This is a genomic window from Bacteroides sp. AF25-38AC (genome assembly GCF_003602995.1).
Lineage (GTDB): Bacteria > Bacteroidota > Bacteroidia > Bacteroidales > Bacteroidaceae > Bacteroides > Bacteroides uniformis.
In genome coordinates, this window is the sequence record NZ_QTMD01000025.1 from 59855 (window position 1) to 81997 (window position 22143).

Here is a 22143-nt window from a genome sequence, read left to right on the forward strand (position 1 = left end):
GCCTATTTCCCCGTGCCCATTACTCCCGAGTCATTGTCACTGTTGTTTACCTTCCGCTGTGCTGTCTTGAAACTGCGGCCGAACGAGAAGTTGTAGGAAAAGTTCACCAGGAACATGCGGGAGCTTTCTTTTATATAATTATTTGTCTTGTAGGATGCGAATTTATTCCAGTTTTCGCTTTGTACTTTATAGTTGTCGGTGAAAGGATTGAATGCACCGACTCCTACCCGAAGATTCTTATGCTTGTAATATACAGCTAACATCTGGATGTTTTCTCCTCCCGAGAGGGTTTCTCCCCAGAAATTGTTCCAATTGGTGTTTATCTGCCAGAACAGAGAGAACTGTTTGTAGTTTAATGAGGCTTCTGCCTCACAAAACCAGTTGGTGTAGGTATGCGAGTAGTGATTGCCATGGCTCATGTAATGGTTGACACCGCCCGTAAAAGAAAATTGCAGAATGTCGCGGATGGGTCCTACGCGGAGCATGGCACGCCCGGAGAGTTTCTGCCAATCCTTCTGATTGTCCCAAGTCTGCACTATTTTGTTGCCTTCTTGAATCTTCTCGTCCATAATGGCATTGGGACGATAGTCATAGGCTCCCCATAGATTGGTATAAAAGATGCCTTTTTTCCATTCGTAAGTCAGTTCCGTATGATAGCACATATATGATTTCAGATGCGGGTTGCCACGACGTATCTGGAATGAGTCCACTGCTTGCTCCACATCGCTGAGGTCGCCCAATGAAGGAGAAGCGTTATAGATGTTTCCCTTCCAGCGGAGGTAGGAGTTGTCTGACATGGCATAGTGCAGAACGATACTCGGGTTGAAACTGTAGTTCTCGGTAGATTTGTCCTTGCCGCTCTGATTATAGTAGAAACGAGTCATGGCCACTCCCAGCCGGTAGTTTAGTTTGTCTATCTTTCCACGGTATTCTCCGAATATGTATGTGTTCTCTTGGTGCATATTGGTTTCATAATAATGCCCGTTTCTGTATTCATTGTTAGAGTAGGACTGTGTATGGCTCAGACCGAAGCTCAATGCGTTCCCCTTGGAATATTGCTTCTCATAAATGGCCTCGGCAATCAGGGAGTATTTGTTGCCTCGGATATTGTTGTCAATATCGGTCAATATGTTCCCCGGGGTGCTTTCTTGGTAGAGCCGCTGCGATTTTTCCCGATTATAGGTGCCTACTACATTGAATACCAGGGTTTGCTTGTTTTTCAGATTCTGTTGGTAGTACAAATCCAGTGAGGGACGTGTCCAGCTCTGGTCGGTACGGTCGGTCATGTCTACCACGTCCGTTTCATCATTGGCATTATAGAGAGTTCCTTTATAATCCCAGTGTGGCTGATTGTTTCCTCGAAGGCGGAAGGTGGCGCTGAAAAGGGAATTCTCAGAAGCCTGCAAACTATAATTTACGTTTAGGTTGTGCTGGCACATGGTTGCCTTGCTGGGCTCTCCTTTCTCCAGGCGTCTGAGTGTAGTGCCGTCTGCCAGGTGGAATTCTTCTTCATTGTCGCGGTACATGCCGTTAAAATCCCGCGGTCCCATGTAGTAGGAGAAGCCGAATTCTGATTTTTTATGGTTTACTTTGCCGTACAGATTATAGTTTCCCCACATCGTGTTCAATCCTTGGGAAATGTCGGCACCGAAGTTTCCGCCCGTTTCGGGACGGCGCACTATGTAGTCCAAAACGACTTCGGCATTACCGTAGCGCAGTCCCGGATTGTCATGGTACTCTATACGTATAATGTCGGCAGGGCGAATGGCTTTTATCTCGTCTATTTCGGCTTTGACTCCATTGATGCGTAATTGCAGTTCTCCACCGCCGGACAATCCAATCTCATTGTTCATGGGGTTGACCAGAATACGTGGCAGCATCAGTTCCTGCAACAGATTCACTCCGTTTGTGGAAGTTTTCATTTGTCTTTCGGATGGGAAAACCAGTTTACGGTCGGCACGGCTGATTTGGCTGGAGCCGGTGATAGTCACTCCTTCCAGTGCGATAGAAGCACTGTCTAATACGATTGGTCCAAGGTCGGTATGGCGCTTTACTCCATTGAGGGTGATGTATCCGGTATTATACCCGATGCTGGAAAGAACAAGTCTGTAATCTCCGGCAGCCGTGTTCTTGAAGATGAATTCTCCTTCTGGACTTGTGGTCACACCGGCGACAAAAGTAGAGTCGATGGTCTGTAATACCACATTGACATACTCTATACTCTTGTCGGAAGCATCGCGGACGGTTCCTTTTATTTCTATTTTTTGAGCAAAAGCATTCTGTGCCATACTGCCCAGCAGCATGGTTATAATCATTAATTTTTTCATATTGATACGATGGTTCTAATCCTTATTGCAGTAGGCCTTCCTGTTTTTAGGGTGTTTCTGCTTGTTAGACGAAATGACTGGTGAAAAGGTTGCATCAGACATTGAAAAATGTTGCATGATGCTGTTATTCAAAGCAAACGTAGTGACTGATTTTCTCCAAATCGGTATCGGAGAATTCCTCGTAAAGTGCAAAAGGTTTCAGACTATGAAGGTCGCCTTTCTTCTTCCGGTATTCTACAAAGGCCTTTGCCTGGTAGAAGTTGATGTAAGGATGGTTACGCAGCCTCTCTATGCTACTACGGTTCAGGTTGATGAGGTGGATGGCCCGGGTGTCGATGGAAAACCAGGACTGCAATTGGGTGGTGTCCAAATGGATTTCTTGTAATTGCGTGATGTTGTAGAATCCTCCCAAGCGTTGCCGATAACCGATGATTAGACGGGCAATGCCACTACCGATGCCTGGTATTTTCTTCAGTTCTGTGGTGTCGGCGCGGTTTAGGTCGACAAGGGTCCCAGACGGATATTTTTCCGGTGCAATTCGGAAAGTAACGGCGCTGTCATTGCTTGCAGGAGAGCTGTACAACTGGACGGTTCTTGTTTCTGTGTCTTTCGGAGTGATGTGGATATAGGGTAAGAGTGTCTGATATTGTTTTTCTGTCATTCCATATATTTTCCGGAAATCTTCTGCCTTATGGAACTTCCCTCCTTTACTACGGTAGCGGAGTATGTTCCGCGCCATCCATCCGGGCAGTCCCAGTCGGCAAAAAATGACGGAGTCGGCGATATTGGGATTGAAACGGGCCAAGGAGACGGTTGTCGGTTGTTTTTGGGAGGAAGGTTTAAGTCTGTTGTCCCATTTTTGTTCCTTTTCTTGTATGGATGCGATGAACGATTCGTATTCTGCCATGGCAGTGGCCTGCCGCCGGATTACTTCATCGGAGAGGGGGCGGTTCTCTCTTTGGTATATATAAATATACCCGGAGAGAAAGACGAGAATAATGCCGGTAATCAAAACCAGTATTCCGCGCCTTTCTCCCCGGGAGAAATAAAGGAATTCTTTAAAGGGGTTCTGCATGATGGCCTATTTCAGAAAACCCAGTTCATTGATAAAAATCAGTGCAATTCCTATCGGAGCAATATATTTCAGGATGAATATCAATAGCTTGTAGACGGATACTTTCAGAGTGCCATTGTTGCTGACTTCTTCCCATACGATTTTCTTGTCCAGATACCAGCCTATGAAGATGGAAATGAAGAAACCGCCTAACGGTAGCATTAGCTTGGCCGTTACAAAGTCGAACAAATCGAATAGGTTTAGCCCGAATACGGTATAGCTTTTGCCGATACCGAGAGACAGTGAGCAGAATACTCCTAAGAAAATACAGCCCGCTGTCACGTATCTGGCTGCCTTGCTGCGTGAGAACTTGAACTCTTCATGTAGATAGGCAGTTACCACTTCGTGCAGGGAAATGGTGGAAGTAAGTGCTGCCAATGCCAGTAGGATATAGAACATCAGAGACAGCAGTATCGCCAGCCAGGGAATATTGCCGAACGCTTGCTGAAAGACATTAGGTAAGGTGATGAATAGCAGACTAGGACCCGCATCCGGTTTGATGCCTACAGAGAAGGCGGCAGGGAAGATGATGAATCCTGCCAAAATGGCTACCATGGTGTCGATAGCCGCCACGTTGAGTGCCGTTTTGGGCAGGTTCGTATCATTGCGGAAGTAAGAAGCGTATGTACAGAGACATCCCATCCCCAAGCTCAAGGAGAAAAATGCCTGGCCCATGGCTCCAAGGAACACATTGCCGTCCACTTTGCTGAAGTCCGGTTTCAACAGGAATTCAATGCCTGCTCCTGCTCCGGGCAGGGATATGGAGCAGATGGCAAGGATTATCAATAGGACAAATAGCATTGGCATCATGATTTTGGCTGATTTTTCAATACCTTTTTCCACTCCTTTGACAATGATGAGATGGGTGGCCAGCAGGAACAGCACCAGCCAGATGACCGGACGCCAGGGGTTGCTGACAAAGCTGTTGAAGGATGCGATGAAATCGGCTGCCGACTTCCCGGCAAAACTGTTGGTAGCCGCTTCGCCGATAAACTCAAGCGTCCATCCTGCCACAACGGAGTAATATCCCAGAATAAGGAATCCGGCCAGTACGCCCATACGTCCTACCCAGCGCCAATGCGTGCCGGGTGCCAATTTCTGATAAGCCCTTGCCGTATTGGCACGCGAGCGCCTGCCGATGAGGAATTCTGCAATCATGATGGGGATGCCGAGAATGAGCACGCAAACCAAGTATACAAGGATAAATGCCGCACCTCCGTGATTCCCGGTCTCAAACGGGAAACGCCAGATATTGCCTAAACCGACTGCGGAGCCTGCCGAGGCAAGTATGACGCCTAATTTGCTTCCGAAGTTGGCTCTGTCACTTTTTGTCATAAAACGTAGATTTTTCTTTCAATTCGTTATTAATACCAGCTAAAACATGCAAATATAGAAAATGTTCTGTACTTTTGCGCACAGTTCGTTGATAATTTGGTATATGCTATATTATATTAAGAAATATCCGGTGTCGCTTTTTATTATTCTGACGGTGATTTATCTTTCATTCTTTAAACCGCCTTCTACAGAAATAAGCAAGATTCCCAATATAGACAAGGTGGTGCATATCTGTATGTATTTCGGCATGTCAGGAATGCTGTGGCTGGAGTTTCTTCGCGCTCACCGGAGAGACAACGCCCCTTTATGGCATGCATGGGCAGGGGCGTTTGTCTGTCCCGTTTTGTTCAGCGGAATGGTGGAGTTGCTGCAAGAATACTGCACGACATACCGTGGTGGAGACTGGCTGGATTTTGCGGCCAATACCACGGGAGCGGTGCTTGCATCAATGGTCGGCTATTTCATTTTAAGGCCAAGGATGAAATAGGATTATAAGTATTCAACTACGGAACTTAGCTTGATGCCGTTCGACCCTTTTATCAGAATTGTTTTCCCGCAAGGTTTCTCTCTTTGCAGCTCTGCGATGAGTGCGGTTACATCGGGATAACTCTGATAAGAGTGGCGTGTGGCGGCAAACAATTCCCCTACAAGAACTACATCCTTGAATCCGCATTCTTCCAGATAGTCTGCAATCTTCTGGTGCTCGTCGGCACTGTCTTTACCCAACTCCCGCATATCTCCCAATATCAACATTTTGTTTTCGGCCTGCATGTTCCGAAAGTTACTAATGGAAGCCATCATGCTTGTGGGATTGGCATTATAGGCATCGATAATCAGAGTGTTGTCCGCTGTTTTTTTCAGTTGTGAACGGTTGTTTTGCGGGGTATATCCGGCCAGTGCCTTGTCTATTTTCTCCGGTTCCACACCAAAAAAATGTCCGATGGTGACAGCTGCCAGAGCATTGGGGAAGTTATATTCACCGATAAGCCGGGTTTGTACTTCGTGATATTTGCTTTCGTTGTCCGTTTTCCACTCGAAGGTGAGGTAAGGAGAATTGCCGGTGACGTGTCCGTTGATGTACAGCCCGTCCTCACTGCCGTAGGCAATCTGGTGGAGTCCGTAGGCTATCTTTTTCAAGTAGGGGTTGTCGTTATGGATAAAGATGGTAGCTTCTTTCCGCGTCCGCAGATAGTCGTACATCTCTCCTTTGGTCTTGATGATTCCTTCAAAAGAGCCGAATCCCTCCAGATGGGCTTTTCCTACGTTGGTAATGATCCCGTAGTCAGGTTCGGCTATCTCTACCAGCTCCTTGATGTCTCCCGGGTGGCTGGCACCCATTTCCACCACGGCAAGGTCGTGTTCAGGGCGCAGGCGAAGCAAGGTGAGGGGAACACCGATGTGATTGTTCAAATTTCCCAAGGTATAGAGCACGTTGTGAGTTTGCGAAAGTACGGTGGACATCAGTTCCTTGGTAGTAGTCTTTCCGTTTGTACCCGTAATGCCGATGATGGGTGTACGCATCTGCCGACGGTGGTAATTGGCAAGTTGTTGCAAGGTTTTCAAGCTGTTTTCCACCACGATGTATCGTGTATCGCCTTCAGGGGCATAGGCTTCTTCGTCCACTATGGCATAAGCACTTCCGCTTTCCAGCGCCCGGGCGGCAAAGGCATTTCCGTTGAACGACTCGCCTTTCAGCGCAATGAATAAAGAGCCTTGGGGGCAGTTACGGCTGTCAGTAGTGACACTGGTGCATGTTAGGAATATCTGATGTATAGCTGTTATATCCATGACTTTATAATTAAATCAATCTGTGTGAATCTGTGTAATCTGTGGTAAACCATCGTGCAAAGATATAGTTTTAATCCTCTCCCTTCCCGGGTACAAGCAAAAAACTTATCAGTTTTATGAGTTTATGTATTTTGAAACCACTTTTTTGTTTACATTTGCAGGTACTATATAGAACAGACTGCCTATGGAAATTACAACTGCCCGATATATAAATGTCAACGGTTCGCTGCTCGACCTCTCTCAACCCCGTGTCATGGGCATACTGAACGTTACTCCCGATTCCTTTTATGCCGGTAGCCGTACACAGACAGAGGTGGAAATAGCACGCCGGGTGAAACAGATAGTTTCGGAGGGAGCGGCCATTATTGACATAGGCGCTTACTCTTCCCGTCCCAATGCCGACAATGTCTCTGCCAGGGAAGAGATGGAACGGTTGCGTATGGGCCTGAAAATACTTTTTGAGATACAGCCGGATGCTGTGGTGTCGGTAGACACTTTTAGGGCGGATGTGGCAAGAATGTGTGTGGAAGAGTATGGTGTTGCCATCATCAATGATATTGCGGCCGGTGAGATGGATGCGAATATGTTCCATACCGTTGCGGCATTGAACGTACCTTATATTATGATGCACATGCAAGGCACTCCGCAAAGTATGCAGCAGCATCCTCATTACGACAATCTTCTGAAAGAGGTTTTCTTGTATTTTGCGCGCAAGGTGCAGCAATTACGTGACTTAGGTGTAAAAGACATCATTCTGGACCTCGGTTTCGGCTTTGGAAAGACAATGGAGCATAACTATGAATTGCTGTCCCATCTGGAAGAGTTCCGTATTTTTGAGTTGCCTTTGCTGGTAGGCGTTTCACGTAAATCGATGATATACCGCTTGTTGGACATTACTCCTCAGGAGGCGCTGAATGGTACTACGGTGCTCGATACCATCTGTTTGCTGAAAGGTGCTGACATTCTCCGCGTACACGACGTGAAAGAAGCCGTGGAAACCGTACGGATTGTGCAAGCCATGCGAAATAATTCCTAATCCCTAACCCCTAATCATTCAATATCGTGTTTTTTGAATTTGGAATAAAAGATTTTATAGATATTCTGTTAGTGGCTTTCTTGCTGTACTATACGTATAAGCTGATGAAAGCCTCCGGCTCTATCAATGTGTTTACGGGTATCCTGGTGTTTATCCTGATATGGCTGGTGGTGTCGCAGGTGCTGGAGATGAAATTGCTCGGCTCCATCTTCGACAAGCTGGTCAGTGTGGGCGTGCTGGCGCTTATCATTTTGTTTCAGGACGAGATACGGCGCTTCTTGCTGACACTCGGCTCGCATCAGCATGCCAGTGCGCTGGTACGCTTCTTCACCGGCAATAAGAAAGAGAAGTTGGAACATGACGACATCATGCCGGTGGTAATGGCATGTATCAGCATGGGGAAGCAGAAGGTTGGTGCCTTGATTGTCATTGAACATAATTTGCCTTTGGATGATGTGGTGCGTACGGGAGAAATTATCAATGCCGATATAAACCAGCGTCTGATTGAGAATATTTTCTTTAAGAACAGTCCGTTGCACGATGGAGCGATGGTTATCAGTAAGAAACGTATCAAAGCGGCGGGATGTATCCTGCCTGTTTCCCATAATCTGGACATTCCTAAGGAACTGGGGCTGAGGCATCGTGCTGCCATGGGAATTTCCCAGGTGTCTGATGCGCATGCTATCATTGTATCGGAGGAGACCGGAGGTATTTCAGTGGCTTATAAAGGACAATTCTATCTGCGCTTAAATGCTGAGGAATTGGAAAGTTTGTTAACAAAGGAAAGCTGAGGTGTGACAAAATCCCCTATTTTTACGTCATATAACTATGATATAAAATAAAAACAATATCTTATAACTAATAACTGAAAAGGATGGATAGACGAAATTTCTTACGGACGGGAAGTCTGGCGATGTTAGGCTCGCTGGCAGTACCCTCGTTGGCTATGCCTGCGTCAGTACGCGGAGCTTTGGGAGGAGCAGATAATCAGTCTGCCGTAGCTTCGGCAATGGCTCACTTTGGCGTGACGGAAGCTGACTTGAAGAAAGTGATGGCTGCCGCTCTGGAAAAAGGCGGAGATTATGCCGACCTCTATTTTGAGCACACGTTTAATAATAGTGTGGTTCTGATGGACGGTAAAGTAAACAATTGTGGAGCCAACATTGACTTCGGTATGGGCGTGCGCGTATTAGCAGGCGACCAGACTGGCTATGCCTATGTAGAAGGCGTGACCGTAGAAGAAATGCTGCGTGCTGCCCGTACGGCTGCCCGTATAGCTTCTTCGGGTAAGGCCGGAAAGCCTGTGGGGCTGACGGAGAAGACGATTGCCAAAAGCCGTTATGCCGTCACCGAACCTTGGGAAGACGTGAGCCTTAAGGCAAAGATTCCTTATCTGGAGAAACTGAACGAAAAGATTTTTTCTCTGGACAACCGGGTGCGCAAGGTCCAGGCGTCTCTTGTAGACAGTACTTCTCATGTCTTATTCTGTAACTCAGAGGGCGTGAGCTACTATGATTACCGCCCAATGGTCTCTTTCATGGCCGTGTGTATTATGGAAGAGAATGGAAAAATGGAGAACGGTTATGCCGGTCGTTCTTACCGCAAAGGGTTTGAATTCATGACGGACGATATTGTGGATACCCTTGCGCGTGAAGCTGTGGATAAGACCTCCATCTTGTTCAAGGCAGTGAAGCCCAAAGGCGGTGAAATGCCTGTCGTGATGGGAGCGGGTGGTTCGGGCATCTTGTTACACGAAGCCATAGGACATGCTTTTGAGGCTGACTTTAACCGTAAGCGTACTTCCATCTTCTGCGACTTGTTTGGCAAGAAGGTGTGCAACGAGCATATCAATGTGGTGGATGATGGTACCATTGCCTTCAACCGCGGAGCCGTGAACTTTGACGATGAGGGTGTGGAAGGCCAGAAGACCTATATTGTGAAAGAAGGTATCCTGACCAGCTATCTGCACGACCGCATCAGTGCCAAGCATTACGGGGTGGCTCCTACCGGAAACGGACGTCGCGATACTTTCCGTAATACTCCTATCCCCCGTATGCGTGCCACTTATATGGAAGCCGGCAATATGAAGGAAGCGGACATTATCTCCACCGTGAAGAAAGGTATCTATTGTGACCAGTTTACCAATGGCCAGGTGCAAATCGGTGCCGGAGACTTTACCTTCTTTGTGAAGTCGGGTTACTTGATTGAGGATGGCAAGCTGACGCAGCCCGTCAAGGATATAAATATCATCGGTAATGGTCCGAAAGCATTGGCTGACATCACGATGGTGGCAAATAACGATAAGATTGACAACGGTACTTGGACTTGTGGTAAAGACGGTCAGTCTTGTCCCGTTACCTGCGGTATGCCATCGGCACTAGTCAGCAAGCTGACTGTAGGAGGAGAAAGTTAATTATCAACTATCAATTAAAGACATGATTACAGACGACAATAAGAAATTGGCACAATGGGCAATGGAATATGCCTTGAAGAACGGTTGCCAGGCAGCCAAACTGGTGCTATATACAAATTCTAATTCTTCTTTTGAACTGCGTGACGGCAAAATGGACCGTTTGCAGCAGTCTACGGAGAATGGTTTGGGATTGAATCTTTATGTGGACGGACGTTTCGGCTCTTTTTCCACCAATCGGCTGGATAAGAAAGAATTGGAAACTCTTATCACGAATGGTATAGAGTCTACCCGCTATCTGGCGGTGGATGAGTCGCGTATGCTGGCCGACCCTGCACGCTACTATAAAGGAGGCAAGCCTGACTTGCAGCTTTTTGATAAGAAACTCTATGAAGTCAACCCGGATGATAAAGTGGCGATTGCCCGTGCTGCTGCAGAGGAGGTATTGGGCAAGGATGAGCGTATCATTTCGGTTGATTCTTCTTATAGTGATGGTGAGGGTTCTTCCTATCGTTTGATAAGCAACGGATTTGAAGGCGAGTCGAAGAGTACCTGGTTCTCTGTCTCAGCCAGTGTATCCATTAAGGGAGAGGGCGAAGCTCGCCCTCAGGATTACTGGTACGACTCGGCTCTGTTCTATGATAAATTGACGAAGGCGGGAATCGGTGCCAAGGCATTGGAACGCGTATTGCGCAAGCTGGGACAGAAGAAAGCAAAGTCGGGTAAATATACAATGGTGGTTGACCCTATGAATGTGGGAAATCTGCTCAGCCCGATGCTAAGTGCATTGTATGGCAGTGCTTTGCAACAAAAGAATTCCTTCCTGATGGACAAGCTGGATACGAAAGTGGCTTCCGACCTCTTCACGTTGCGTGACGAGCCGCATGCTATCGGTGCAAACGGTTCACGCTATTTCGATAATGAGGGTGTGGCTACCGAACCCCGCACTGTTTTTGACAAAGGCGTGCTGAAAACTTATTTCATCGATACCTACAATGGTAAGAAGATGGATATAGCTCCTACTATCAGTGCACCTTCACGTCTAATTCTGACACCGGGCGATAAGGACCTGAACGGATTGGTTGCAGATATTAAACAAGGCATCTTGGTTACGGGCTTCAATGGCGGTAACAGCAATAGCAGTACCGGTGACTTCTCTTATGGTATAGAGGGTTTCCTTATTGAAGACGGCAAGCTGACACAGCCCGTCAACGAAATGAATGTGACGGGTAACATGGTTACTTTATGGAATTCCTTGGTTGCTGTGGGCAATGACCCTCAACCGAACCGTTCATGGCAGATTCCTTCGCTGGTATTTGAGGGAGTCGACTTCAGCGGATTATAATGCTAGTTCAACATCAGGCTCATATATGGGCTTGATGTTGCAAATATTTTTTCGGTGAGTTCACCGATTGTAAGTGCCAAGTGGCTGCCCGGCAGACGCTTGGCACTATTCATATATTTACCATTGTTCAGGTAGTAGTAGCCGTTATTGGCACTGACCTGCTCATCGGTGAGATGAATGCTGAGTTCCAGTTCCGGATGGGCCGTAGCATAGAGTTGCAGCATGGTTTTGGCATTGATGATGCGTGCCATGCCCAAAAGTTGGCTTTCACCGGTAGCGGGAGGAGTGAGAACCCGGATGGACGGGAGATTCAAGCTTTGGCAGATATGTTGAAGCAGTAAAGTTTTTGTTGCGGGAGTATCCGACACGATTTCTCCAATGCGCCAGTTGGCTTTCCCTATCGGATAGGTAATGGCCAAAGCCGTGATTTCCTCCCCATTGCTCAATGTGCAAACGAAGCCCTGTCCCAGTTGTAAATCGGCAATGATAACCTGGAAATCCTCTTCCGTATGCTGGATGCAGCAAGGGCGCTCCCGCAATTTCCGGTCGAGATATTCATATCTTTTTTCAGTATATTCGGCAGACATTTCCAAAGTAAGGCCCGTATCGGCTGTCGGTGTACCGGAAGCGATAAAGGTCTCTTCGGCATAGCGGAATACGGGGGCATAACCGCTGCGGCCATAGTAGTCGAACAGCCACGGTTCTGCCGGTATCAGGGTGGATAAGGCGACATTATTGTGTAGCATCCGTGCAAAGGCTTGTGATAACAGCTCGTGCATTACGCCCCGGTTACGGTAATCAGGGTGTGTGCAGGCGCCGGATATATAGGCCGTATGAATATCTTCTCCTTCGAACGTCATAGGATAAGGCAACATCTGTAGGGCGGCAATCACTTCTTCGCCGCTTTGGATGGCAATATTGATATCATTGTTGTAGCGGAGCCGAAAATACAGTTCAGTAAATTCCTCGCTATCATTGAAACAGAGCTTCCATAAGTTCTTTACCTTTTCCCGTATCATCAATCCCTTATCCTTTTAATCCTTAATCTCTAATCCTTACTCTCACCATTTGATAGCTTCCACCGGTTCATCTTTCAGGCATGCCACGTATTTTTCCAGAATAATGGCAGGCTGGTACGAAAGTTTGGCCTTGCGCAATCCTTCAATACCCAAATCCTCTTCACGGTTGAGGTAGACATATTGTTCGGGGATATGGTTGGCAAATTCATAGTTAATCATTGCGTACGCTCCGTCTATGCTGGTGTCGGCCTTTTCCACATGTACTCCGAAGGTATCTTGGTTGATGGGCATTCCGAAAGTGAAGGCGGCAATTTTGCCGTCTACATGCAGGATGCCTCCGGTCAATCCCAGTTCTTCAAAATTGTGGAGGGCGTAGACCAGTGCGCGACGTTCGTTGCCCGTTCCTTCATGCTGGTCGCAATTGTTGGCCTTACACCATTCGGCTTCCAGGTCCAGACATTCCTGGATGCGGTCGGGAGTGATGGGAGTATATTCGTAATTATAGGTGCGTTTGAATTTGTTGACATGATTCCGTTTGGACTGGAATTTCTTTCCGGCAAGCGTGGCGAGGTCTGTACGCAGATAGAGGTAATCGGCATAGTCCCGGTCTGCTGTGAACTGGAATTTTCCGGGCATGAAGGCTTCCAGTTCCGAGCACATGCCCGAACATATTCCCAGCAGGCAGAAAGGTTCCCCTTCCCGGTGTGCGTCTTCGACCAGTGCGTCCAGTACTTTTGTCAAATCTCCGTTACCTATCGGCATCATGTACACCAGTTCGTCGTTTGCCCAGAATTTCAGCAGGAGGAAGCCGTCCATGATGGCAAACTTTGTATTGTATAGAAAACGCCAGCTGCATAGGTTGGAGAATGAGAGGTCACAATTCCGTCGCGGACTGTTCTGTGTATAGGAAGTAATCAGTTCTTTGTCTTGTAATTCGATATCTTTAAATGAAATCATACGTTGTTTTTAGTTGGTTATGATTATAGATAACAAAAATAAGAAGATTTTGTTAGAGTAGCCCTAATAATCGCAGAATAGTTGGGGTCAGCAATGCAGTGAAAATACCATTCAGGGTCAGGCCGAGGCTGGCGAATGCGCCGTATTTGCGGCTGATGTCCATGGCTGTGGAAGTTCCTACCGCGTGGGCGGCGGCTCCCAAGGAAAGGCCTTGTGCCATAGGACTGCCGATGTGGGTCAGTTTCATGGTCTTGAAGCCCAGTATTCCTCCCAGCAAGCCTACACAGACCACTACGGCGGCGGTAAGTGAGGGAATGCCGCCCAGCGACTTAGTTACTTCCATGGCTATCGGCGTAGTGACCGACTTGGGCGCCAGGGAGTAGATAATCTCGTCGGAAGCCCCCATCAATTTAGCTATCAGCACGACAGAGATAACTCCCACAATGCAGCCGGCAAGTTGTGACAGCATGATGGGGAGCAGCTGTTTCTTAATCGTTTCCAATTGGAGGTATAGGGGGACTCCCAGGGCTACAACAGCGGGTTTCAGCCAGAATTCTATCAGATGTCCTCCTTCATTGTAGGTCTCATAACTGATATGTGTCATCTTCAGGAAGACAATGAGGATGGCAATTGTCAGCAGGATGGGGTTCAGCAACATGATGCCGGTCTTTTTCTGCAGGAGTTTGGCCAGAAAGAAAATCCCGAAGGTGACAGCCAATAGGAAAAATTCGTTTTCTAAAAAGTTCATTTGATTTTACGTGTTAGTTGATGAACCCATCCGGTGACTACAATCACCAGCAGGGTGCTGATTATGGAAGCGGTCACTATCGGCCAGAACTCGGAGGCGATGACATCGAAGTAAAGCATGAGAGCTACACCGGGCGGTACGAAGAAGAAGCCCAGGTTGGCAACCAGGAAGTCGGACATACCCTGCACCCAGTGCAGTTTAATCCAACCCAATTTCAAGAATAGGGTGAGCAACAGCATACCGATGATGCTGGAAGGTAACTTGATACCCGTAAAGAAAACAATCAGTTCACCCAAAGCTAAGCATCCGAAAAGGATGGCGCATTGACGAATCATATTATTATAATACCTATTGTTATACGTTGAAAACGCTGCAAAGGTAGGTATTCTATGTATTGCTTGTTATCGTTGTATCCTGATTTTTTTTATGTCGTTTGTAGAGTCGGGCGGGTTGTTCCTGCCGGACGGGTAATTGTTTGTTGCAGAGGGGCACGTGTGCGTACACATGAATGCTGGGAATACCTAATGTTAAATATTATAATAATTATGGTCTGAACGGTAAAAAGACCGATGTTTGCAATGTAGATATTGCAAAATTGTGTACTTTTGCGGCGTGAATAACACATACTGCCGATTCTTAATAGACAATTAAAATATCATGCAAAGATTAATTAACGAAATTGTTGAGCGTGCCAAAGCAAACCGCCAACGAATTGTTCTTCCCGAGGGTACGGAAGAGCGTACACTGAAAGCTGCCAATCAAATCCTGACTGACGGAGTAGCCGACTTGATTATCCTTGGAAAACCTGCCGAGATAGAGGCTTGTGCCAAAGAGTGGGGGCTGGGAAATATAAACAAAGCTACCATTATCGACCCGGAAGACCATCCTAAGAAAGAAGAATATGCCCAACTGCTTTGCGAGCTCCGCAAAAAGAAAGGCATGACCATCGAAGAGGCTCGCAAGTTGGTTGTCGATCCGCTTTATCTGGGCTGCCTGATTATAAAGAACGGCGACGCTGACGGCCAGTTGGCAGGTGCACGCAACACTACGGGTAATGTACTTCGCCCTGCTTTGCAGATTATCAAGACTTCCCCGGGCATCACTTGCGTTTCGGGTGCCATGCTGCTGCTGACACATGCTCCTGAATATGGAAAGAACGGTATCCTGGTGATGGGTGACGTGGCTGTGACTCCGGTGCCCGATGCAGAACAATTGGCACAGATTGCCGTATGTACGGCACGTACAGCCCAGGCAGTTGCCGGTCTCGACCCGAAAGTTGCCATGCTGAGCTTCTCTACCAAGGGCTCTGCCAAGCACGAAGTGGTGGATAAAGTGGTTGAGGCATTGAAGATTGCCAAGGAGATGGCTCCCGATATTGCCATCGACGGTGAGTTGCAGGCCGATGCAGCTTTGGTGCCGGAAGTAGGTGCAAGCAAGGCTCCGGGTTCTTCTATCGCCGGACATGCTAACGTATTGGTTGTCCCCAGCCTCGAAGTGGGCAACATCTCCTACAAACTGGTGCAACGTCTGGGACATGCTGATGCCGTAGGACCTATCCTACAAGGTATCGCCCGTCCGGTGAACGACCTTTCACGCGGTTGCTCCATCGAGGATGTGTATCGCATGATTGCCATCACTGCCAATCAGGCCATTGCTGCCAAAAAGAATGCTGAATAACTTTTAAATCTGATATATAGTATGAAAATCTTAGTATTGAACTGCGGTAGCTCGTCCATCAAATACAAATTGTTTGATATGGACCGGAAAGAAGTTATCGCCCAGGGTGGTATCGAAAAAATTGGTTTGAAGGACTCTTTCCTGAAGTTCACCTTGCCCAGTGGCGAGAAGAAAGTTCTTGAGAAGGACATTCCAGAGCATACCGTAGGTGTGGAATTTATCCTGAACACTTTGACAAGCCCTGAATATGGAGCCATCAAGTCTTTGGACGAAATCAATGCCGTAGGTCACCGTATGGTGCATGGAGGCGAAAAGTTCAGCGAGTCTGTACGGCTGACGCCGGAAGTGCTTGCCGCCTTCACTGCCTGCAACGACCTGGCTCCGCTCCACAATCCTGCTAACCTGAAGGGGGTAAATGCAATATCTGCCATTCTGCCTAATGTTCCGCAGATTGGTGTGTTCGATACGGCTTTCCATCAGACCATGCCGAAGCATGCCTATCTGTATGCCGTGCCTTACGAACTTTATGAAAAGTACGGCGTACGCCGTTATGGTTTCCACGGAACCTCACACCGCTACGTATCGCAGCGCGTCTGCGAGTTCCTAGGTGTAGAGCCGGAAGGAAAGAAAATCATCACTTGCCACATTGGCAACGGTGGTTCCATTACTGCCATCAAGGACGGTAAGTGTGTAGACACCAGCATGGGCTTGACCCCGCTGGAAGGTCTGATGATGGGTACCCGCAGTGGTGATATTGATGCCGGTGCCGTTTCCTTCATCATGGAGAAAGAGGGTCTGGATGCCAACGGCATCTCCAACCTGCTGAACAAGAAGAGCGGTGTGCTGGGTATCTTCGGTGAATCCAGTGACATGCGCGACCTGGAAAATGCCGTAGCTGCCGGCAATCCGAAGGCTGTTCTGGCTGAAGAAATGTACTTCTACCGCATCAAGAAATATATCGGTGCCTATGCCGCTGCTTTGGGTGGTGTGGATATCGTGGTATTTACCGGTGGTGTCGGCGAGAATCAGGCAAGTGCCCGCTGGGGTGCATGTGAAGGCCTGGAATTCATGGGCATAAAGCTGGATGCCGAGAAGAACAAAGTACGCGGTGAAGAAATGGTTATCTCTACCGAAGATTCTCAGGTGAAGGTGGTGGTAATCCCCACTGACGAGGAACTGATGATTGCTTCGGACACGATGGATATTCTGAAGAAGTAATATCGCTGTAATATTTCCCGGTTCCGGCTTCCCGGAGTCCGGATGTGGTTTCGCCCCTGCAAATATGTAATGTATTTGTAGGGGCGAAATGTTTTCCGAATCCTTTAAAATACCTATCTTTGTTACTCGGTTAAAAACAATAAAGGCAATTTCTCGAATAACTTTAAATAAGAACTGCTTATGAAACGATTAATGTATGTGTTGTTCTTTGTACTGCTGACCAGCGGCATGGCCTATGCCCAGCAGGCGAAGTACGTGTTTTATTTCATCGGTGATGGAATGGGTGTGAACCAGGTGAACGGTACGGAGATGTATCTGGCCGAACAAGAAGGGCGCATCGGTGTAAAGCCTTTGCTGTTCACTTCTTTCCCGGTTGCCAGCATGGCAACTACCTTTTCTGCCACCAACTCGGTGACTGACTCTTCTGCTGCCGGAACAGCCCTGGCTACCGGTGCAAAGACCTACAACGGCGCCATTGGTATGGACGATAACAAGAGTGTGCTTCAGAGTGTGGCCGAGAGAGCCAAAAAGTCCGGTAAGAAAGTTGGGGTAACTACCAGCGTCAGTGTAGACCATGCTACTCCCGCCGCATTCTATGCCCATCAGCCGGACCGTGGCATGTATTACGAGATAGCCCTCGACCTGCCGAAAGCCGGTTTCGACTTCTATGCAGGCGGTGGTTTCTTGAAACCGACTACCACTGCCGATAAGAAAGAGGCTCCGAGCATCTTCCCTATCTTTGAAGAAGCCGGCTATACCGTTGCAAGGGGCCTTGACGAATATAAGTCGAAGTCTGCCCAGGCGGACAAGATGATTCTTATCCAGAAAGAAGGGGCAGAGCCTTCTTGCCTGCCCTATGCCATCGACCGCCAGGAAGGCGACCTGACGCTGGCCGAAATTACCGAAAGTGCCATCTCTTTCCTGACCAAAGGCAGTAACAAGGGTTTCTTCCTGATGGTTGAAGGTGGAAAGATTGACTGGGCCTGCCACGGAAACGACCCCGCCACAGTCTTTGAGGAAGTGGTGGATATGGACAACGCCATCAAGGTGGCTTACGAGTTCTATAAGAAGCATCCCAAAGAAACGCTGATTGTGGTAACTGCCGACCATGAAACCGGTGGTCTGGGTCTGGGTACCGGTAAGTACGAGCTTCAACTGAAAGCCCTTGCCAAGCAGAAGCAGTCTCAGGATATCCTTTCACGTTCCATCACGGACTTACGCAAGATGCGCAAGGTTATCAACTGGCCGGAAATGAAGGAATTCCTGGCAGAAAAGATGGGTTTCTGGAAAGAACTGCCGGTGAGCTGGGAGCAGGAGAAGATGCTGCGTGATGCTTACGAAGAATCATTCGTGAACAAGCATGTAGTGTTTGAGGAAAGTCTTTATGCCAAGACTGAGCCCCTGGCTGTTGCCGCCAAGAAGGTAATGAGCCAGATTGCCATGGTAGGCTGGACCAGCGGTGGCCATACAGCCGGATATGTGCCGGTATTCGCAGTAGGTGCAGGCTCCAAGCTGTTCGTGGGTAAGATGGACAACACGGAAATCCCGAAACGCATAGCCAAGGCTGGTGGATACAAATAATAGAAAGTCACTACAGATTACACGGATTCTCACAGATTGGAAGCTCTGATATCAAGTATAAGAGACTAATCTGTGAGAATCCGTGTAATCTGTGGTGGCTGTCTATTTATTCCTTAAGGTCCTTCTTTATAATTTCATCCATCTCCCGGATACGTTTCTCCCGTTCCTTGGCAGATTTTATTTTCTGGTCCTTGTATCCGGTATCTGTCCGTTCGGAGACCTCTTCGCTCCATTCCTCGAATTCATCCGTTGCCGGACGTCCGTGCGGGTCTATGTTCTCTTCGGCAATCGGGTCGTTTCTGTAAATCATATCATCCATGACGCTAATGTTTTTAATGTTATGATGTTATTACAACCATGCCGGGAAAAAGTTCCGGTAACCTTCACTTTTTCGTAATCGTTTATAAGAATAAACGTTTTATAGCGCGGGCAGCAGGTACTTCCATATTAGATTCAGCTCTGCCTGCATGTCGGGGATGTTGGCGGTGACGGCAATGACGGCATCCTTGTCCGGCAACACCAGTATGTATTGTCCGTTGGCACCATCGGCACGGTAGGCGTTGTGGCGGCAGCGCCACATCTGGTAGCCGTAGCCCTGCAGCCAGTCGCTTGTCTTGGCGCTCATCTTCGCTTTCTTCAGCATCTCCGGTTTCATGCCGGCGGGCAGTGAGGGCACTTGGCAGGCAGATGCCTCCTTTACCCATTCTTCGGGCAGAATCTGCTGTCCGTTCCAGTTTCCTTTCTGCAGGAACAGTTGTCCCATCTTGGCAAGGTCTTCCGTTTTGAGGTACAACCCCCAGCCTCCGGTATTGATGCCTTGCGGGCTTTCCTGCCACCGGGCGTTGACGATGCCAAGCGGGCGGAACAGACGGGGATAGAGATAATCCACCACTTTCTCGCCCGTCACTTTCTGTACGATGGCTGAGAGCATGTAGGTTCCCAGGCTGTTGTAGGTGTAGAAGGTACCGGGCTTGTGCTCCACGGGGAAGGCAAGGAACTCCTGCACCCAATCGGCGTCCGCCTTTTTGCGTACCGTTCCGGTGGGGTCGGTGTCGTGCCCGCAGTTCATGGTCAGCAGGTCGCGTACGGTCATGGCTGCCAGATTTTCGCTGACGGTTGCCGGAAGCTTGTCGGGGAAGAAGGAGATGACCTTGTCCGTCAGCTTCAGCCTGCCTTCGGAGGCGGCAAGTCCCACGGCGGTGGCGGTGAATGTCTTGCTGACGGAGTTCAGGATGTGAGGCTCATCCTCTTTCCCTTCGCCCATCCATTCTTCGGCAATGACATTGCCGTGTTGCACAATCATGATACTGTGCAGGTCTTGTCCGGCTTTCTTTACGGCATCCAGATATCTGTTCATGGCCTTGTCCAGCTTCGGAGTAGCGGCGGCGCGGGGCAGGCCCTTGGTCAGTTGGTTGATGGAAATCAGCTTTATGCCTTTGTCCTCAATGGCTTTCCGGACGCGGGGGCTTGTCAGCAGGTCGGTCACTCCCTGGCGGTCCAGCGCCACGTCCTCATATCCGATGTGGAAGACGGTTTTCATTTCATCGTTGTCCAGTGCCGGGTGGTCTAAGAAAAGGTAGCGCTGGCCCGGTTGCAACTTCTCCAATGCTTTGATGAAGCTAGCCTCCTTTTCTTCGGCGGTTCTTTTGGGGCCGTCGTACCCGATGTAGGTAAACCGGTAGTCCTTGGAGGAGTCCATGCGGTCGATGGACGGCAGGTTGTATTCTTTGGCGAGCCGTTGCACCAGCTCGTTCACTTCCTTGCTGAAACCGGTGGAGAGCATGTGTCCGGACAGATGGCTGAGTTGCGGAATGCTTTTCAGCGTCGTCTCTATCTGTGCGCGGAACTCCTGCTCTATCTCCTTGATGTCCCATTTCTGCTCCATGATGGACTGTCCCGGATAGGCGGGGTTAGGGAACATCATCGGGTAGAAATAGCCGTTCTCGTCCGTCAGGCTGGGGCAGTGGGTCAGCGGACGCCACTTCACGTTCTCCCACTCGCTGGTGATGACGAGGTGCAGGCCGACGTCCAGTCCCGGATTTTCTTTCAGCATCTTGATGGCTTCTGGATACCAGGCTGCTACGGGCATCACTTCCACGCTGCGGGCAATACCCGAGCGGTAGGTCTGGATGCAGGCTTCGTTGACGGAATGCAGGGCACCGAGATCGTCAATGCGGATGACAAGTGTCGGGGCGCCGGATTGTCCCCATATCGGCAATGCTCCTGCTGCGAGCAGGCATCCGGCAATCATGTTTTTCAGTCTTAAAGGTTTCATGGGTGGTAATGGTATGATGGTTAACAGTTTGGAAATGCGGGTTATAGCTTCGTCTCTCCCTCCACAAAATTCTCAAGGAAGAGGTTCTCGCCGTCAAAGACGGCGTACGAAAAGTAGTTTATCCAGTCGCCGAGGATGAGGATGCGGGCGGTACTGCTCAGCATCAGGTCCAGTTCGATGTGGCGGTGACCGTAGATGAAGTAGTTGATGTTGGGATGGCTTTTCAGGTATTCCTTGGTGTAGAGCACCAGGTATTCGTTGTTTTCTCCCATGTATGCGGGTTCTTTCCCGTCTATGCGTTTCAAGCGGCTGTGCTTGGCCCAGTTCAGTCCCAGCTCCATGCTCCAGCGGGGGTGCAGGGCAGAGAACAGCGTCTGTAGGGTACGGCTGCGGAACATGGCGCGCAGCATCTTGAACTTCTTGTCCGGGTCGCCTAGCCCGTCACCGTGGGCAAGGTAGAACTCTTTTCCGAAGATTTCGGTGGTCAGCGGTTCGCGGTGTATCATGACGCCGCACTCCTTGGTCAGATAGTCGCCGCACCAAAGGTCATGGTTTCCCGTGAAAAAGTGGACTTCTACTCCCAGGTCGGTCAGTTCGGACAGCTTGCCCAGAAAGCGGGTGTATCCTTTGGGCACTACGGTACGGAATTCGTACCAGAAGTCGAACATGTCTCCCAGCAGGTATACGGCCGATGCCTTGTGCTTGATGCTGTCCAAGAAGTTGACCAGCCTCCGTTCTTGGGTTCGTCCGTGTTCGATGGCTCGTGAGCCCAGGTGAGCATCCGAGAGGAAATATACATTCTTCATTTTCAACTTTCCATTTTCAACTTTGAACTTTCAACTGATTTAAAGGAATCCCAGTTCCAGTTTCGCTTCTTCGCTCATCATGTCCTTGTCCCACTCGGGTTCGAAAACGAGATTGATGGTGGCGGAGGTTACGCCGTCGATGGATTCCACCTTCTGGCGCACATCTTCCATGATGAAGTCGGCTGCCGGACAGTTGGGGGCAGTCAGCGTCATGTCGATGGAGGCTTCTCCCTGGTCGGAGACGTCTATTTTGTAAATCAGTCCCAGGTCGTATACATTTACCGGTATTTCCGGGTCGAATACGGTCTTGAGCATGGAGACTATTTTCTCTTCTATTTCAAATTTGGTCATATTCGTAGGGTTTTATATATAGGTTTTCAAAGAACAAAGCTATGGAATTTAATTGAAAATGCAAAGGAACGCCCTCCTTTTCATTACTTCAGAAAGGGTTTGTCTTATCCTGATATAGGTAGACACATTTACAAACTAATAAATGTGTTACTATTA

General features: G+C 48.6%; 20 protein-coding genes. 8 read left to right on the forward strand and 12 right to left on the reverse strand.

Annotated features, from left to right (window positions below; genetic code table 11):
* Positions 1–2: 2 nt before the first annotated feature.
* From DWY55_RS15985 to DWY55_RS15995, 3 genes are all read right to left on the reverse strand, one after another.
* Positions 3–2327 carry a TonB-dependent receptor gene (locus DWY55_RS15985; protein ID WP_009037765.1) on the reverse strand — a complete coding sequence of 775 codons (2325 nt, stop codon included), beginning with the start codon at positions 2325–2327 and terminating at the stop codon, positions 3–5.
* Between the two features lie 124 nt (positions 2328–2451).
* The gene (locus DWY55_RS15990) at positions 2452–3402 is read right to left on the reverse strand and encodes a helix-hairpin-helix domain-containing protein (protein WP_120178151.1); all 951 of its coding nucleotides are present in this window, start codon (positions 3400–3402) and stop codon (positions 2452–2454) included.
* A 6-nt stretch (positions 3403–3408) separates the two neighbouring features.
* Positions 3409–4776 (reverse strand): sodium-dependent transporter, encoded by a 1368-nt coding sequence (locus tag DWY55_RS15995; protein WP_005834711.1) that lies wholly within the window; start codon positions 4774–4776, stop codon positions 3409–3411.
* 103 nt (positions 4777–4879) lie between these two features.
* Here DWY55_RS15995 and DWY55_RS16000 point away from each other — a divergent pair, with 103 nt between their 5' ends.
* Complete coding sequence (locus DWY55_RS16000) at positions 4880–5263, forward strand: VanZ family protein (protein WP_005824913.1); 384 nt, start codon at positions 4880–4882, stop codon at positions 5261–5263.
* Between the two features lie 2 nt (positions 5264–5265).
* Here the strand turns inward: DWY55_RS16000 and DWY55_RS16005 are convergent, their stop codons facing one another.
* The gene (locus DWY55_RS16005; protein ID WP_005834715.1) at positions 5266–6564 is read right to left on the reverse strand and encodes a UDP-N-acetylmuramoyl-tripeptide--D-alanyl-D-alanine ligase; all 1299 of its coding nucleotides are present in this window, start codon (positions 6562–6564) and stop codon (positions 5266–5268) included.
* A gap of 184 nt (positions 6565–6748) precedes the next feature.
* Here DWY55_RS16005 and folP point away from each other — a divergent pair, with 184 nt between their 5' ends.
* The 4 genes from folP (at position 6749) to DWY55_RS16025 (ending at position 11355) form a co-directional block, all read left to right on the forward strand.
* On the forward strand, positions 6749–7600 hold the full coding sequence (gene folP / locus DWY55_RS16010) for a dihydropteroate synthase (RefSeq protein ID WP_009037766.1): 852 nt from the start codon (positions 6749–6751) through the stop codon (positions 7598–7600).
* A 26-nt stretch (positions 7601–7626) separates the two neighbouring features.
* Entirely contained in the window at positions 7627–8391 is a 765-nt protein-coding gene (cdaA, locus tag DWY55_RS16015; RefSeq protein WP_005824908.1) for a diadenylate cyclase CdaA, read from the forward strand.
* Positions 8392–8474: 83 nt separating this feature from the next.
* The gene (locus DWY55_RS16020; RefSeq protein ID WP_009037767.1) at positions 8475–10013 is read left to right on the forward strand and encodes a TldD/PmbA family protein; all 1539 of its coding nucleotides are present in this window, start codon (positions 8475–8477) and stop codon (positions 10011–10013) included.
* A 22-nt stretch (positions 10014–10035) separates the two neighbouring features.
* On the forward strand, positions 10036–11355 hold the full coding sequence (locus DWY55_RS16025; protein ID WP_008662830.1) for a TldD/PmbA family protein: 1320 nt from the start codon (positions 10036–10038) through the stop codon (positions 11353–11355).
* 2 nt (positions 11356–11357) lie between these two features.
* Here DWY55_RS16025 and DWY55_RS16030 read toward each other — a convergent pair whose 3' ends face one another.
* From DWY55_RS16030 to DWY55_RS16045, 4 genes are read right to left on the reverse strand one after another with little or no spacing between them, the layout of a single operon-like run.
* Positions 11358–12374: a GNAT family N-acetyltransferase gene (locus DWY55_RS16030; RefSeq protein ID WP_005834723.1), complete on the reverse strand. Its 1017-nt coding sequence runs from the start codon at positions 12372–12374 to the stop codon at positions 11358–11360.
* Between the two features lie 42 nt (positions 12375–12416).
* Entirely contained in the window at positions 12417–13331 is a 915-nt protein-coding gene (locus tag DWY55_RS16035; protein WP_005824900.1) for a DUF2156 domain-containing protein, read from the reverse strand.
* Positions 13332–13383: 52 nt separating this feature from the next.
* Positions 13384–14079, reverse strand: coding sequence for an LrgB family protein (locus DWY55_RS16040; RefSeq protein WP_005824898.1), 696 nt, complete (start codon positions 14077–14079; stop codon positions 13384–13386).
* On the reverse strand, positions 14076–14414 hold the full coding sequence (locus DWY55_RS16045) for a CidA/LrgA family protein (RefSeq protein WP_005824896.1): 339 nt from the start codon (positions 14412–14414) through the stop codon (positions 14076–14078). The genes DWY55_RS16040 and DWY55_RS16045 overlap by 4 nt, the downstream gene beginning before the upstream one ends.
* A gap of 322 nt (positions 14415–14736) precedes the next feature.
* On the opposite strand from DWY55_RS16045, the gene pta reads away from it, so the two are divergent.
* From pta to DWY55_RS16065, 3 genes are all read left to right on the forward strand, one after another.
* Positions 14737–15756, forward strand: coding sequence for a phosphate acetyltransferase (gene pta / locus DWY55_RS16055; protein ID WP_005824889.1), 1020 nt, complete (start codon positions 14737–14739; stop codon positions 15754–15756).
* A 21-nt stretch (positions 15757–15777) separates the two neighbouring features.
* A complete protein-coding gene (locus DWY55_RS16060) occupies positions 15778–16974 on the forward strand; it encodes an acetate/propionate family kinase (RefSeq protein ID WP_005834728.1) in 1197 nt (398 codons plus the stop codon).
* Positions 16975–17154: 180 nt separating this feature from the next.
* The gene (locus DWY55_RS16065) at positions 17155–18555 is read left to right on the forward strand and encodes an alkaline phosphatase (RefSeq protein WP_005824885.1); all 1401 of its coding nucleotides are present in this window, start codon (positions 17155–17157) and stop codon (positions 18553–18555) included.
* Between the two features lie 106 nt (positions 18556–18661).
* Here the strand turns inward: DWY55_RS16065 and DWY55_RS16070 are convergent, their stop codons facing one another.
* The 4 genes from DWY55_RS16070 to DWY55_RS16085 all read right to left on the reverse strand — a co-directional run bounded on the left by DWY55_RS16070 (position 18662) and on the right by DWY55_RS16085 (position 21987).
* Entirely contained in the window at positions 18662–18874 is a 213-nt protein-coding gene (locus tag DWY55_RS16070; protein ID WP_008662841.1) for a hypothetical protein, read from the reverse strand.
* Between the two features lie 99 nt (positions 18875–18973).
* Positions 18974–20830: a serine hydrolase gene (locus DWY55_RS16075; protein WP_035449873.1), complete on the reverse strand. Its 1857-nt coding sequence runs from the start codon at positions 20828–20830 to the stop codon at positions 18974–18976.
* A gap of 41 nt (positions 20831–20871) precedes the next feature.
* Complete coding sequence (locus tag DWY55_RS16080; RefSeq protein ID WP_005824878.1) at positions 20872–21636, reverse strand: UDP-2,3-diacylglucosamine diphosphatase; 765 nt, start codon at positions 21634–21636, stop codon at positions 20872–20874.
* A gap of 39 nt (positions 21637–21675) precedes the next feature.
* Positions 21676–21987, reverse strand: coding sequence for a metal-sulfur cluster assembly factor (locus DWY55_RS16085; protein ID WP_005824875.1), 312 nt, complete (start codon positions 21985–21987; stop codon positions 21676–21678).
* Between the last annotated feature and the right edge of the window lie 156 nt (positions 21988–22143).